This window comes from Caballeronia sp. LP006, assembly GCF_031450995.1.
GTDB lineage: Bacteria > Pseudomonadota > Gammaproteobacteria > Burkholderiales > Burkholderiaceae > Caballeronia.
The window spans coordinates 1,060,057-1,074,188 of the sequence record NZ_JARTVW010000003.1 but is presented as its reverse complement, the minus strand read 5'-3'; the positions used below and the strand labels follow the sequence as shown (position 1 = coordinate 1,074,188).

Sequence of the window (14,132 nt, the reverse complement as noted above, 5' to 3'; positions counted from 1 at the left end):
CCGGAACGCGCGCGCTGCACGCTCACTGCATGAACTTGAGCCACCGCGCCTTGGCCTGAATGCCCGGGTCCGATGCCCACCATTCTTCCTGCATCAGCGCTTGTTTCGCGGCATTGGCCGGTGAACTCGGCAGCTCGGACGCGCGCTTCTCGCTGATCTTGCCGGTCTTGAACGCGGCCGGATTGCCCGGACCGTAATCGATATAAGTCGGCAGGTTCGCCTGCAATTCCGGCGAAAGCGCGGTATTGAGGAAGCGCACCGCATCGTTGAGGTTCGGCGCGTTCTTCAGGATGCACAACTGCGTGTTCTGCAGGATGCCGTCGTTGAAAGTGAAGTCCACGTCCGGATCGTCCTTGCGCACGGCGCTCGCGCGGCCGTTCCAGATCATCGTCATGTCGACTTCGCCGTCGTGCAGCAACTGCGCCGACTGGCCGCCCGAGGTCCACCATACCGTGATGTTCGGCTTGATCTCTTCGAGCTTCCTGAACGCGCGATCGACATCGAGCGGATAGAGCTTGTCGCGCGCCACGCCGTCCGCGAGCAAAGCGGCTTCGAGCACGGTCTGCGGGTCGTTGCGCAAGGCGCGCGTGCCGGGGAAACCCTTCACGTCCCAGAAGTCCTTCCAGCTTTGCGGCACCTTCTTGAGCGTTTTCTTGTTGTAGCCGATGACGGTCGAATAAAACTCGTACGCCGCCGAATAGGGCGTGCGGTATTGCTCGGGCATCGCGGCCGCGTTGGGGATCTTCGAGAAGTCGAGCTTTTCCAGCAAGCCTTCGCGCCCGCCGCGCAGACAGTTCGACGTCGGGGTATCGATCACGTCCCAGATCGGCTTGCCGGTAGCGGCTTGCGCTTTGACTTGCGGCCATGCATCCGGAATGCTGTCCTGCTTGATCGTGATGCCGAGTTCTTTCGCAGCGGGATCGAGAATCGCCTTGGTCTGCGCTTCCTGATAAGCGCCGCCTTGCGACACGAAAGTGATGCTGCCCGCGGCAAAAGCCGGTGCCGCGCCGCCCAAGGCCATGCCAAGCGCGAAAGTCATGGCAAGCGGGCGAAGCGTGAGACGGGAACAACTGAACCTTGCAATATTGATCACGGCGTTTCCTCGACAAGGTTGAAGCGAAGGACGTCTTGCAGGTCGCGCCGTCACTGCGGATGAGCATGTCATCGCGCAAGAACGACGCGGGTCTGAGCAAAAATATATTGGGTCAAATTCGCTGGAGCAACGCCGCAATTGTTGGAGGCTCCATGACCTTAGGTTATGCCCTGCAATTCAAGAAACGCTTCACTGGAAGATCACGTAGACCTTGCGCATGGTCTCCTCGACTTCCCATGTTCCTTCGGTGTTCGCCGCGAAAAACAGCGTGTCGCCGCCCGTGAAGTGCACGGTGTCTTCGCCATCGGGGGTGAAGCGTCCGCTTCCGGCGAGAAAGTGCATGACTTCGGCTTCCTTGACCGAGCGACGATACGTGCCCGGCGTGCATTCGAACACGCCGGTGTCGATGTTCTCGCTGCCCGGAATCACGCGCTGTACGCCCGAAACCCTGACTTGCGGTGTGCCCGGAAGGCCTGCCGTGCCCCAGTCTTCCAGGCCTTGTAGCCCGATGCTCTGCTTGATCTGCTGAACTTTCATATGGTCGTGTCTTGTCGATCGAATGTTATTGCGATGCAGCGATACGCTGTTCTATCTTCCCAAGCCTCACCACCGTCACGCCCGCGCGCAATTGGCGCAGCGAAGGCATGACGAGCATGCAATCGGCATAGGGCGTGCGGACCGCTTCGCCTTCGGACCAGCCGATCACGCTACCGGCTTCCGGAAAGACTTCGAGTCCGGTGTAGGCATCGGCGAAACGGAAGTCGAGGCTCTTTGCCACGACAGGTTCCGTCACGCGCACGATCAGCATCTCCGGCGGTGACGGCTTGATCCATCCAATGGGAAGATCGGCCTCATCGAGCACGTCGGCAAGGCGGAGAAAGCGCGCCGTGACGTCGCGCGCCACGTCCACCGCGCTTGCTTCCCAGTGCTGTCCGCATTCGATCAGAAGCGCGTTCTTCTCGCTGGCCGGATCGCCAAAGCCTTCGTAATCGCGCATGCGGCGGCCTTCCGGATGGCCTTCGTCGCAGATCACGGTCGCGGGCGTGCCGAGTTGCGCCGACAGCGCAATGCCTTTATCGAGCGGTCCCGCGACGATCAGCGGCGCGCTCTTCTCGTGCATCGAATGCAGGTCGAGCAGCAGATCCACCGTGTCGATGACCGGACGCATCGCGCGGGCGCGGCGCAGTTCGCTCGAATCGCGCGAGGTGTCGTCGAGCGTCTGCGCGGTCCACACGCGGTTGAAGTCCTGATCGACGAAGCGCGAGGCATCCGGCTTCGCGGCATCGAAGCGTCGATAGGCATCGACATTCGCAAACGCGAGCGTGAGCTTGCCGCGCCGCGGGCGCACTTTCGCGCGCAGGAGTTCATCGACTGCAATCGCGCCGCACACTTCGTTGCCGTGCGTGAGCGCGTTGATCATCACGTGAGGACCGGCCACGCCCGAATCGAAGGTATGCACATAAGGGATGCCGGTGTTGCCGGCCTCATGCGCGCCGATGTCCGGAAACGTGACCTGAATGGGATAAGCCGTCGCGTTCATTCGAGACCGCCCTGACAGAGATATTTGATCGACAGATAGTCGTCGAGGCCGTACTTCGAGCCTTCGCGGCCGTAGCCCGATTCCTTCACGCCGCCGAAAGGCGCGGCTTCGCTCGCGAGCGCGCCTTCGTTGATGCCGACGATGCCCGCTTCGAGCGCACGCGCCACGCGGTCGATGCGCTTCACGTCCTGGCTGTAGAAGTACGATGCGAGGCCGAAGGGCGTGTCGTTGGCGGCGCGAATGCCTTCGGCTTCGTCGTCGAAACGAAAGAGCGGCACGACAGGACCGAAGGTTTCCTCGCAGCTCAGTTGCATGTCGGGCGTGGCATCGGCGAGCACGGTCGGCGCGTAGTAGTTCGCCCCGAGTTCCGTGAGCCGCTTGCCGCCCGCGAGCACGCGTGCGCCGCGCGCGACGGCGTCCTCGACATGGCGGGCGATCTTGTCGACCGCGCGCGAGTTGATCATCGGGCCGATCTGCGCTTTCGGGTCGGTCGCGGGCGCAACCTTCAATGCAGCGACGCGGTTACTGAGCAAGTCCGCGAAGCGCTCGTACACGCCGGACTGCACGAACACGCGATTCGGGCACACGCAGGTCTGTCCGCCGTTACGGAATTTCGAGGCCATCAGGCCGGTCACCGCCGCGTCGAGATCGGCGTCATCGAACACGATGAAAGGCGCATTGCCGCCGAGTTCGAGCGAGAGCTTTTTCAGCGTATCCGCCGACTCGCGCGCGAGATACTTGCCGACAGGAGTCGAACCCGTGAAGGTGATTTTGCGTACGCGGCTGTCCTGAAGCCAGTCGGCGACCGCGGGCACCGCGCTCTCCCGCGACGAACTGATGAGATTCAACGCGCCCGCCGGCACGCCCGCCTCGTGCGCGAGCATGACGAGCGCAAGCGCGGTCAGCGGCGTGTCTTCGGCTGGCTTGCCGACGACCGTGCAGCCCGCCGCGAGTGCGGGCGCGATCTTGCGCGCAATCATCGCGAGCGGAAAGTTCCACGGCGTGATGGCCGCGACGATTCCCACCGGTTCTTTCACCGCGCTCATGCGCTTGCCGCGCTGCTGTTGCGGAATGATGTCGCCGTAAATGCGCGTGGCTTCGTCGGCGAACCACGCCACATAAGACGCGCCGTACAGCACTTCGCCGCGACCTTCGGCAAGCGGCTTGCCTTGTTCGAGCGAGATGAGTTCGCCGAGCGCGTCGGCATTCTCGACGATCAGCGTGTGCCAGCGGTGCAGCACCGCCGCGCGATCCTTCGGCAGCGTGTCACGCCAAGCGGGAAATGCGCGCGCGGCGGCATCGGCGGCGGCGCGGGCATCGGCGGCGCCGCTGTCGGCTACTTCGACGATGACTTCGCCCGTCGCCGGGTTCGTCACGGCAAAGCGCTTGCCGTCGGCGGCCGCCACCCATTTGCCGTCGATGAAATTATCGGCGCGGATCAGATCGCTCAATGTATGGCTCATGGCAGCTCCTTTAAAGCAGACGTTGCGCGACGGCTTGCCCGACTTGCGTCGTGTTCGCCTTCCCGCCCAGGTCGCCGGTATGCGGGCCTTCCTTGAGCGTTGCCTCGATGGCGGCGAGGATCGCGTCGTGGGCCTCGCGCTCCTTGCCCGTGCCGTTGCCGAGGAAGTCGAGCATCATCGCGGCCGACCAGATCATGGCGATCGGGTTCGCAACGCCCTTGCCCGCGATATCGGGCGCCGATCCATGCACCGGCTCGAACAGCGACGGGAAGTTGCGCTCCGGATTCATGTTGGCCGAAGGCGCGATGCCGATGGTTCCGGTGCACGCCGGCCCGAGGTCCGAAAGAATGTCGCCGAAGAGATTGGTGGCGACGACCACATCGAAGCGATCCGGGCTCAAGACGAAGCGCGCGCACAGAATGTCGATATGCTGCTTGTCCCACTTGACGTCCGGATACTGCTCCGCGATCTCCGCGGCACGCGCATCCCACCACGGCATGCTGATCGAGATACCGTTGCTCTTGGTCGCCACCGTGATGGTCTTTTCGCGGCGTTGCGCGAGATCGAACGCGAACTTCAGCACGCGCTCCGCGCCCTTGCGCGTGAAGATGGAGGTCTGCGAGACGAACTCGCGTTCCGTGCCCTCGAACATCGCGCCGCCGACCGACGAATACTCGCCTTCGGTGTTTTCACGCACGATCATGAAGTCGATATCGCCCGCCTTGCGATTCGCGAGCGGCGAGGGCACGCCTTCGAAAAGACGCGCGGGACGCAGGTTGATGTACTGGTCGAACTCGCGGCGAAACTTGAGCAGCGAACCCCACAGCGAAATATGATCGGGCACGGTCTGCGGCCAGCCCACCGCGCCGAACAGAATGGCGTCCGTGTCCTGCAGTTGCGCCTTCCAGTCGTCGGGCATCATCTGGCCGTGCGCCGCGTAGTAATCACAGCTCGCCCATTCGATATGTTTGTATACGAGCGCAATGTCAAAGCGCTTGCTCACGGCATCGAGCACGCGAATGGCTTCGGGCATCACTTCCTTGCCGATGCCATCGCCGGGAATAACCGCAATACGATATTTGCTGGACATGAGGATCTCCGCTTTCGTTTAGTCAGGAACCACGCGCGCGAGGGTCGTGCGCCGACCCGCCCGCGGCGCGAGCGTTCGAAGCTTCAATACAGGAAACAAGGATAACAACGCGCGTGAATGCGCGTTGCGGTGGTCAGTGCTGGCTTGGCGAGAAGAGCGTTTCGAGCGGGTAATGCGTTTTCGCGAACGCCGTCTTGATGATGACGTAGCTGAAGTACTTCTCGATGCCGATATCCCGCTCCAGCAGCCCTTCGACGATGTTTTGATAATGGCTCACGCTGCGCGTGACGAACTTCAGCAGATAGTCGTAGCCGCCGCTCGCCAGATGACATTCGACGATCTCGTCCACGTCTTTCACCGCATTCACGAACTTGATGAAGTCTTCGCGCCGGTGATCCGCCAGCGTGACTTCGGTGAAGACCACCTGAATGTCGCCGAGCTTCTCCAATTGAATCTGCGCGCCGTAGCCCACGATATAGCCCGCCTTTTCCAGACGCTTCACGCGAATCAGGCAAGGGCTTGGCGATAAGCCGACTGCATCGGCGAGTTCGACATTGGTGATGCGTCCGCGCTTTTGCAATTGCGAGAGGATGCGCAGGTCGATTCGGTCCAGCTTGCAGTCGGTGCTCATCGTGGGAGGCGGGGCGGGACATGTCGGAGAAGTCGGTCGATGGTATCACGCAGCCACGCGACGATTAAATCCCGTTGCACCGCCTGCCGCGCCGCCCAGCGCCGCGCGCACTTCCGCTTGTGCGAGGACGTCGTCGAGTGTCTTCGTGAGACGCTCGAACATCATGTCGAAATTGGCTTCCGTGTAGCACAACGCCGGTGCAAAGCCGAGGATGTTGTCGCCGAACGCGCGGAACACGAGGCCGTTGGCGTACGCGGCAGCGGCGATGCGGTCCGGCAGTTTGAGCGAGGCGTCGAAGCCGCGCTTGGTCTCTTTGTCGGCTACGAGTTCGAGCGCGCCGAGCAGACCGCGATGCCGCGAATGTCCGACGAGCGGATGCGCAAGCAGCGAATCGAGCCCTTCGGCAAAGCGCGGCGCCCGCGCCTGGCCGTTTGCGAGCAGTCCGCCTTCGTGATAAAGCCGCATGACTTCGAGACCGATCGCCGCGCTCACCGGATGCGCCGAATAAGTGTGACCGTGACCCACGGCCACGCCATTGTTCGTACCCGACGCGATGCCTTGATAGACGGCATCGGACATGAGGACGGCGCCCATCGGCGCGTAACCTGCCGTCAGGCCCTTGGCGACCGTCATCAAGTCCGGTTCCACGCCTTCGCCTTCGCACGCGAAGAGCGGGCCGGTGCGCCCGAAGCCGGTGATGACTTCATCGGCGACGAAGAGGATGTCCAGTTGGCGGCATGCTTCGCGCATGGCCTTGAGCCAGCCGACAGGCGGCACGATCACGCCGCCCGAACCTTGAATGGGCTCGCAGAAGAAGGCGGCGACGTTCTCCGCGCCGAGCGCTTCCACCTTGGCCCGCAGCGCCGCCACCGACGCGGTGATGAGCGCGTTGTCGTCCGCGTAGTCGTTGCGATACGCGTACGGCGAGGGAATGTGATGCTGCGTCGCGAGCGGCAGATCGAAGTTGCGATGGAACGCGGGCAGCGCGGTCAGCCCCGCACCAACCGACGACGATCCGTGATAGCCGCGTTCCAGCGCGATGAAGTGCTTCTTCGCCGGACGGCCGGTCGCGTTGTAGTAGTGCGTGATGAAGCGCAGCGCGGAATCGACCGCATCCGAGCCGCCGAGCGTGAAGTACACATGCGTAAGCGATGCCGGCGCGAGATCGACCAGCTTTTCGGCCAGTTCGATAGCCGGTTCGGAGCCGAAGTGGAAGTAGCCGGTGGCGTAAGGCAGACGCGCCATCTGTTTCGAGGCCGCCTCGACGATGCTCGCGTGACCATAGCCCGTGTTCACGCACCAGAGGCCGGAGAACGCGTCGAGCAGTTCCTTGCCTTCGATATCGCGCAAGAAGACGCCGTCCGCCGAATCGAGCACGGTGACGCCGCGCGCTTCATGGGCGCGGTAGCTTGCGACTGGGTGAATCAGATGTTTGCGGTCGGATTCGACCAGGGCTTGCTTGGATTGATTCGACATGAGCGGGCTCTTCTCGGAAGTAAGCTGGACCGTTCCATACTATCGGGGGAGCGCCGTCGGGCGCATCGCCAAATAAATCGCGGAAAAGCAAATATGCGGCGTTTTGCGGGGCGTGCGCAGCATTTTGTGCTGAGGCGCCTCAGTAGCCCCGGCTGCGGTCTATCTGACCGATCATCGGCTGCCCTTCGCGATGCCGGCGCAAATTGTCGAGCACCACGTCCACCGCTGTTTCCGGCCGCGTCGCGCTCGCGATATGCGGCGTCAGACGCACGCGCGGATGCGTCCAGAACGGATGCGTGTCGGGCAAAGGCTCGGGATCGGTGACATCGAGAATGGCGGCGTGCAGATGGCCGCTATCGAGCGCATCGAGCAAATCGTCCTGATTCACTTGCGGACCGCGCCCGACGTTGATGAACGACGCGCCTGGCGGCAGCGCGGCGAACACGCGCTTATTCAGCAGGCCGCGCGTGGAGTCGGTGAGCGGCAAGAGGCACACGAGCACATCGGTGCGGGCGAGGAAGGCATCGAGCGACTCGACACCCGCATGACATTCGATGCCTTCCAGTTCATGCGCCGAGCGGCTCCAGCCCGCGCACGCAAAGCCGAAACGGTGCAACTGTTTCAGCACGGCCGTGCCGAGCATGCCGAGGCCCAGCACGCCGACACGCCGCGTGGATGCCGCGCGCACCGGCATTGCGCGCCATACGCGTTCGCGTTGCTGCGCCACGTATTCGAAGAGATCGCGATGCACGGTGAGCACCGCCTGCGTCACGTATTCGACCATGCCCTCGACGATGCCCGGCTCGACCATCCGCACCACGGCGATGCTGGACGGCACGGCGGACAGATCGAACTGGTCGATGCCCGCGCCCACCGAGAAGATCACTTCGAGATTCGGCAGCGCGCGCGTGAGGTCGGCGGGCGGTTGCCATGCGGCCAGATAGCGGATGGACGCGGCATCGCCGATATCCGGCCACAGGCGAAACGGTGTCTCGGGCGCCTTGCTGGCGAAAAGCTGCGCCCACTGTCTGCCGCGCTCGGGGTCGGCCTTATAGAGAAGAGCCATCGTATTCAACCCACTGCCTGATTGACGATGCCGAACTGGCCCACAGACGCGTCCGGCCGCGGCGCACCATTGCGCGCCATCTTGACGACCGCATCGACCTGCCTGAGTCCCAGTTCTTCGAGCCACGGCGTGAGGCCGCTGTCGCCCGGCGTATCCATGCGGGTAAAGGCGCCTTCGTTGGCGGCAAGCCAATGTGCAACCAGCGCCTGCGCGCGCTGCAACCGTTCCTGACCTTCGCCCGTGGCGATGACCGGACCGATGGCGTGGCCGCGCCCGAATGGCCGCATCAGCGCGAAGCCGACGATCTCGCCGCCGGATTCCAGCGCGACGCCTTGCGCCACGCCGAGCAGTTGCTGCAGAATCGCGCCGCGATCCACACCGGCCGCGCGCGATGCCAGTTCGGCGAGACGCGGCGTATCGGCGGATTCGAGCGGACGCAGGCCTTCACCGGCCTGCAGCAAAATGGCAGGCGCGCGAAAATCGGCCGATTGATGTTGATGCAAGGTGCCGATTGGCTCGAAACCGAGCTTGGCGTAGAGCGGCTGTCCGGCGGGCGTTGCGTGCAGGAGGGTGACGCGGGAGCCGAGCGCATCGAGCAGCAGTTCCATCAGCTTTCGCCCGATGCCGTGCCCTTGCCGGTCGGGCGCGACGATGACCATGCCGAGCGAGCCGGCATCCTCGCCGAACTTCCAGTAGAGGGCTGTGCCGACCACGCGCTCGCCTTCCTGCGCGATGAAGCCGGCGCCAGCGTCGAGAACGAAGCGCCAGTCGTCGGCGCGGTGCGGCCATTTCACTTCGACCGACAGCGCATGCGCGGCGTCGATGTCGCGGGCTTCGAAGGGTCGGTACAGAATGGTTGAGCGTATTTCGGCAACGGACACGGCGCACTCCAGGGACGGGGACGCATGCTACTTTGACAGCCGCGAACGACCCGGGCTAGGACGATCCTGCTGCGCCGCGAACGCGGCTTCGCGCGATGGCAGGCACCGCGCCGTGCACGGAAAATGACGGATCTCGCGGCGAACGTAGTAACGTTACGCCAGTCGATGTTTTATCAGGCAAATACAGTGTTGAGGGGCACATGTCAGAGTCAAGCACCATTACGGATCAACAGGTCGCATCGATCGCGCAACGGTTGAGCGGAGAAGGCCGCGAGTTGTCGCCATTGACCGTCTGGAACGAAATCCGCAGCGGTTCCATCATCGAGGTGGCAAACGCGTTGCAGCGCTGGAAAGCGGCACAGGAGCCGCAAGCCGCGCCCACACCCGTCGACGACGAAGCGAGCTTGCCGCAAGGCGTCGCCGAGACGCTTCTGAACGCGGCGCATCAGCTTTGGGCGGGCGCGCATCAGCAGGCCGGGCAACGCTTCCAACCGCAATTACGCACGCTGGATCAGCGGCTTACGGCCACGCTCGCGGAACGCGACGAAGCGCTCGCCGGTTTCCAGCAGGCCGACGAGGAAGCCGACCGCGAGCGCCAGCAGCGCAACAATCTGGCGCAGGCGTTACAGGCTTCGGAACAGACGGTCGAACATCTGCGCAGTGCGCTTGCCGACGTGAGCGCCCGCGCCGAGACCGCCGAACGGCGCGTCGAGGAACTGACGCAGCGGGAATCGATGGAGCAGGGCAGGCTTGCAGCGGCGATCGCCTCCTTCGAGGAAGCGCAGCGTTCGCAGGAAGCGTTGGCCGCGTCGATCTCGGATAAGGATGACGAGCTCGCCCGAATTGCGCGGGAGCGGGACGAAGCGCGCCATGCGCATGAGGCGCTCACGGCATCCGTCGCGGCGAAGGACGACGAGATTGCGCGAATCGTCCGCGAACGCGACGACGCGTTGAACGCGGCGACAGTCGGCAAGCACGAGGAGATCGCGCGCATCGTCCAGGAGCACAACGATGCCTTGCACGCGGCCGTCTCGCAAAAGGACGAGGAGATCGCGCGCTTCGTGAGCGAGCGCGACGACGTGCGGCAGGCGCATGAAGCGCTGAGCGCGCATGTCGCGAGCAAGGACGACGAGATTGGCAGCCTTGTTCGACAACGCGACGAGGCGCGTCAAAGAGCCGAGGCGCTGCAGCATGAAAGCCAGGCGAAATCCGATGAAGCGCAACGCTACGCGCATGAAGCGGGCGTTACCGCCGAACGCGTGGCGGCGGTCGAGCAGCAAGCGAACGAGCGTTTTGCGCGTATCGCGGAACTCGAAGTCGAACTCGACGCGGCACGCGGTGCGCTAAACGAGTTGCAACAGGCTTACGCGGCCAAGCACGATGAAGCCACGGCGCAGTCCGGCGAGCTTCAGCGTGTTGCACGAGAACTCGAAGCGGCGCGTTCGCAGATCAGCGCGTTGAACGAGCAAAAGGACGCGGCAAGCGCCGACGCCGCCCAGCGCGCGCAAGATGCCGCCGCTGCCCGCGAACGCGCGGAGAATGCCGAACAGCAGGCGGCATTGCTGCAGGAGCGTTTGGCCGAACAGGAACAACGCGAAGCCGATGCAAGAAGCACTCACGCCTCGCAGCGCATGGAACTCGAGGCACGCGGCGTCGCGGTGGAAGGCGAGATCGCCGCTTTGCAACGGCAGATCACGACACAAGCCAAGGATCATACGAAGGCCTACGACAAGCTGCGCACGCAGGCCGAAGAATGGGTCAGTTATGCCAAGGACCTGAAGCAGCGGCTCGACGGCGCGAACGAGAAACTGCTCTTCATCGATGCACGCAGCACCGGCGAAGTCGCGCTCATGCGCCGGCTTGCGCTGGAACTCGAACGGCTCAAGCCGGACCATGAACTCGTGTTGCGTGAAGCGCAGCAAAGGGTGATCGGCGACAAGATGGTCCAGCAGCTTGCGCAGAAGGGCTATCGTTATGACCCGGCTACTTCGGCGATTTCGAAGATCGAAGAGTAGGCGTTAATCAAGCGGGACTCGAGTGAGAACGTCAAGCGGGCCATCGTCGATGGCCCGCTTCGTCTAAGTGCGGTAGCCCACCATCGTCGGCGGGGAAATCAGCGAACATGCGCATGCATCAAGCATCGTTCGCCTGATTCATTTCTCTTCCACGACGAAAAGCCGCTTCATGACATTCGACCATGGGGTGTTCACGGTCTCGCTTGACTTCGAATTGCTCTGGGGCGTGCGCGAGACGCGTACCATCGAGAGCTATGGCGCGAACCTGCGCGGCGTGCGCGAGGCCATTCCGCGCATGCTCGATGTCTTTGCCGCAAACGGCATTCACGCGACATGGGCCACGGTAGGCTTTCTTTTTCATCGCAATGCGGATGAACTTCGCGCGGCTTTACCGCCGCCTTCCCTGCGGCCGAATTACGTGCGCGCAGGCATTTCCCCTTATGAATATATCGATGCAGGCCAGGCGCTCGATCCGCTTTATCACTTCGCGCCCGAACTCGTCGAACGCATTGCGGAGCAGCCTGGTCAGGCTATCGGCACGCACACCTATTCGCATTACTACTGTCTAGAACAAGGTCAGGGCTTGCGCGAATTCGAAGCGGATATCGAATGCGCCACGGAGGTTGCCAGGCGCGCAGGCTTGCGGTTGAAGAGCATCGTATTTCCGCGCAACCAGTGCAATGAAGACTACCTTGCGGCGCTCGCGCGGCATGGCATCGTGTGTTATCGCGGAACACAAGGCGGTCACGCTTATGCGGCCTCCGACAAGGCAGGGCAAGGCTATCTGCGCCGCGCAACGCGTTTGCTCGATGCTTATATGAACGTGTCCGGACACAATACCCATGCGCTCGAATCATGCTTCGAAAGCGCGCCTTTCAATTTTCCGGCAAGCAGTTTTCTGAGGCCTTATTCAAGCAAATGGGCAATGCTCGATGGCTTGCGCCTTGGACGAATAAAAAATGCCATGACCGATGCGGCGCTCAACAAGCGCCTTTATCACCTCTGGTGGCATCCGCATAACTTCGGCCGCAATACTGCGCAGAACATCGCGTTTCTTGAGCGCATTGTCGAGCACTATGTTCTGCTGCGCGAACGCCACGGCTTCGCTTCGCTCAACATGGAGGAGCTTAGCGAGCTGGCGGCCACGCGATTGGTCGATCAAACAAGCTTGCCTGCCGCCGAGCCTGCGTAATCAACGGCGGGTTTCGGAGGCGGTCGGAGCAATCGCCGAATGCGCGGTGAGAAAACGCGGCGTCCTGAAACGCACGATGCTTGCATAGAACCATACGTAGACCGCGACGAACATCGCGCCGGTGACGAAAAGCGCAAGCGGCCGGTCCCAGAACACCGTTGCGGGCGCGACGCCCACGGCGCACAACACCCACAGATAAGGCGATGTGCGGCCATTGCGGCGCGCGCGCTGACGCACATCGCTATAGTCCGATCCTTTGAGTGCAATACGCTTGTAAATGAGCGTGTGAAGGTGCACGCCATCCGGTTCGCTCACGGGTCGGCCTCGCACGAACTTGCGGCGATAGATCGAGAACACGGTTTCGAAGAGCGGATAGATGGCGACGACCGCCGCATACCACGCCGACACGGAAGGATGCCGCGCGATCAGCAGCACGAGCAATTCGGCCATGACGAAGCCGATAAAGTATGCACCGCCATCGCCCAGGAAAATGTGGGCGCCTGGATAATTCCATACGACGAAGCCAAGGATGGTGCCGATCATGGTCAACGCGACGCTCATGACCAGCCAGTCGCCGACTTGATGCGCGACGAAACCTATCGAAGCGAAGATCAGGATGGACGAGACCGATGCGAGGCCATTCATGCCGTCAATGAGATTGATTGCGTTCGTGAGCCCCGACACGGTCAGCACGGTGAGGCCGACCGCAAGCGGCATGAGTTGAAGCCCGTGATCGACCACCGGCAGATCCACGCGAACCAATACCGCATGCAACGCATAGACGCCACCGATCGACCCTGCCATGGCCGCGAGCAGACGCGCACGCGGGCTTACATGCTTGGTCAGGTCTTCGAGACAGCCGGCCAGGAACGGTAAAGCGGCGCACGCCAACAACAGCATCGACTCGCCTCGTGGATTCGCACCGAATAGGCCGCCCATCATGAACGTGATTGCCGTTCCGCCGACGATGGCCGCACCGCCCACGCGTGGCACGGGGACCGCATGATTCTTCTGCACTCCATTGAGGTCGGTGTCGAGTAAATGCGATCCCGCATGACTCGCATAACGCACGATCCAAAGAGTCAGACAAAACGAAGTCAGGCAACCGAGAGCGAGGTTTAGCATTGTCTTATGCTCGTCTTAAACGCGGACGGTCGTTAATTTCAGTGAGGACGAACTATCGTTCGGCGAGACCGAAGCATGCAGATAGTCCAGGAAGTAAGCGGCGCAACATCGACGAAACTGAAAAACGAACAGCAACGGAATGAGATGACAAGGCGGTACATCGCGCTTACGGCTAACGGCTATTTCATCAAGCCATTTGCTTTTTGCCGTATTTACTGATTAATTAGGGAAACCCCCATCATTAAATGCCTTTCGGAGTCCAAATATCATCTCGCGGAGTGCAGCGAAGTGAGCATCTTTTTTTGAAGATGAAATGTGGGCTAGACCGCGTATCGATTCAAATTTGCTAGCGCTTCGAAGACGACTTTTGTGCTCTAAGCATTGTTGAACGTTATCGAGTCAAGCCTGTGGCAAAGCGTTAGCGAAATGCTGACACTGATCGTTGATACGAGCGAAGCAGCTTGGCTTTCAATTGGACTAGCAACGAATGAAATAGCGGCCGGCATGACCCGCGTGCAAGGTCGTCAAAGATCTCTCGTCCGATGAAAACCTTTGGATCG

The 14,132-nt window shown here is 62.2% G+C and carries 12 protein-coding genes; 2 read left to right on the top strand and 10 right to left on the bottom strand.

Translation table 11 applies throughout. The features are described 5' to 3' along the window. Positions 1–22 precede the first annotated feature (22 nt). The 9 genes from P9250_RS09505 to P9250_RS09465 all read right to left on the bottom strand — a co-directional run bounded on the left by P9250_RS09505 (position 23) and on the right by P9250_RS09465 (position 9,240). On the bottom strand, positions 23–1,039 hold the full coding sequence (locus P9250_RS09505; protein WP_244830130.1) for an ABC transporter substrate-binding protein: 1,017 nt from the start codon (positions 1,037–1,039) through the stop codon (positions 23–25). 243 nt (positions 1,040–1,282) lie between these two features. After that, positions 1,283–1,630, bottom strand: coding sequence for a cupin domain-containing protein (locus P9250_RS09500; protein WP_250510718.1), 348 nt, complete (start codon positions 1,628–1,630; stop codon positions 1,283–1,285). Positions 1,631–1,655: 25 nt separating this feature from the next. Further along, complete coding sequence (locus tag P9250_RS09495) at positions 1,656–2,633, bottom strand: M14 family metallopeptidase (RefSeq protein WP_250468429.1); 978 nt, start codon at positions 2,631–2,633, stop codon at positions 1,656–1,658. Beyond that, the gene (locus P9250_RS09490) at positions 2,630–4,096 is read right to left on the bottom strand and encodes an NAD-dependent succinate-semialdehyde dehydrogenase (protein ID WP_310392605.1); all 1,467 of its coding nucleotides are present in this window, start codon (positions 4,094–4,096) and stop codon (positions 2,630–2,632) included. Before P9250_RS09490 ends, P9250_RS09495 begins: the two co-directional genes overlap by 4 nt. A 10-nt stretch (positions 4,097–4,106) precedes the next feature. Further along, positions 4,107–5,186, bottom strand: coding sequence for a tartrate dehydrogenase (locus tag P9250_RS09485; protein WP_310392603.1), 1,080 nt, complete (start codon positions 5,184–5,186; stop codon positions 4,107–4,109). Between the two features lie 133 nt (positions 5,187–5,319). Then, on the bottom strand, positions 5,320–5,817 hold the full coding sequence (locus P9250_RS09480) for an Lrp/AsnC family transcriptional regulator (RefSeq protein ID WP_244830135.1): 498 nt from the start codon (positions 5,815–5,817) through the stop codon (positions 5,320–5,322). A gap of 45 nt (positions 5,818–5,862) precedes the next feature. Then, positions 5,863–7,293, bottom strand: coding sequence for an aspartate aminotransferase family protein (locus P9250_RS09475; RefSeq protein ID WP_244830136.1), 1,431 nt, complete (start codon positions 7,291–7,293; stop codon positions 5,863–5,865). 139 nt (positions 7,294–7,432) lie between these two features. Further along, positions 7,433–8,359, bottom strand: coding sequence for a glyoxylate/hydroxypyruvate reductase A (locus P9250_RS09470; RefSeq protein WP_310392600.1), 927 nt, complete (start codon positions 8,357–8,359; stop codon positions 7,433–7,435). 5 nt (positions 8,360–8,364) lie between these two features. Beyond that, positions 8,365–9,240, bottom strand: a complete 876-nt coding sequence (locus P9250_RS09465; protein ID WP_310392598.1) for a GNAT family N-acetyltransferase — start codon at positions 9,238–9,240, stop codon at positions 8,365–8,367. A gap of 200 nt (positions 9,241–9,440) precedes the next feature. Between P9250_RS09465 and P9250_RS09460 the strand changes: the two genes are divergently transcribed. Together P9250_RS09460 and P9250_RS09455 are read left to right on the top strand one after the other, a co-directional pair. Further along, on the top strand, positions 9,441–11,255 hold the full coding sequence (locus P9250_RS09460) for a DNA-binding protein (protein ID WP_310392596.1): 1,815 nt from the start codon (positions 9,441–9,443) through the stop codon (positions 11,253–11,255). A 169-nt stretch (positions 11,256–11,424) separates the two neighbouring features. Beyond that, entirely contained in the window at positions 11,425–12,447 is a 1,023-nt protein-coding gene (locus P9250_RS09455) for a polysaccharide deacetylase family protein (protein WP_409014851.1), read from the top strand. Here the strand turns inward: P9250_RS09455 and P9250_RS09450 are convergent, their stop codons facing one another. After that, positions 12,448–13,572, bottom strand: coding sequence for a glycosyltransferase (locus tag P9250_RS09450; protein ID WP_309958392.1), 1,125 nt, complete (start codon positions 13,570–13,572; stop codon positions 12,448–12,450). Between the last annotated feature and the right edge of the window lie 560 nt (positions 13,573–14,132).

Excerpts from the sequence above, each read along its gene's own strand:
- P9250_RS09505 (WP_244830130.1), bottom strand. The coding sequence starts at position 1,039 with ATGACTTTCGCGCTTGGCATGGCCTTGGGCGGCGCGGCACCGGCTTTT.
- P9250_RS09500 (WP_250510718.1), bottom strand. The coding sequence starts at position 1,630 with ATGAAAGTTCAGCAGATCAAGCAGAGCATCGGGCTACAAGGCCTGGAA.
- P9250_RS09495 (WP_250468429.1), bottom strand. The coding sequence starts at position 2,633 with ATGAACGCGACGGCTTATCCCATTCAGGTCACGTTTCCGGACATCGGC.
- P9250_RS09490 (WP_310392605.1), bottom strand. The coding sequence starts at position 4,096 with ATGAGCCATACATTGAGCGATCTGATCCGCGCCGATAATTTCATCGAC.
- P9250_RS09485 (WP_310392603.1), bottom strand. The coding sequence starts at position 5,186 with ATGTCCAGCAAATATCGTATTGCGGTTATTCCCGGCGATGGCATCGGC.
- P9250_RS09480 (WP_244830135.1), bottom strand. The coding sequence starts at position 5,817 with ATGAGCACCGACTGCAAGCTGGACCGAATCGACCTGCGCATCCTCTCG.
- P9250_RS09475 (WP_244830136.1), bottom strand. The coding sequence starts at position 7,293 with ATGTCGAATCAATCCAAGCAAGCCCTGGTCGAATCCGACCGCAAACAT.
- P9250_RS09470 (WP_310392600.1), bottom strand. The coding sequence starts at position 8,359 with ATGGCTCTTCTCTATAAGGCCGACCCCGAGCGCGGCAGACAGTGGGCG.
- P9250_RS09460 (WP_310392596.1), top strand. The coding sequence starts at position 9,441 with ATGTCAGAGTCAAGCACCATTACGGATCAACAGGTCGCATCGATCGCG.
- P9250_RS09455 (WP_409014851.1), top strand. The coding sequence starts at position 11,425 with ATGACATTCGACCATGGGGTGTTCACGGTCTCGCTTGACTTCGAATTG.
- P9250_RS09450 (WP_309958392.1), bottom strand. The coding sequence starts at position 13,572 with ATGCTAAACCTCGCTCTCGGTTGCCTGACTTCGTTTTGTCTGACTCTT.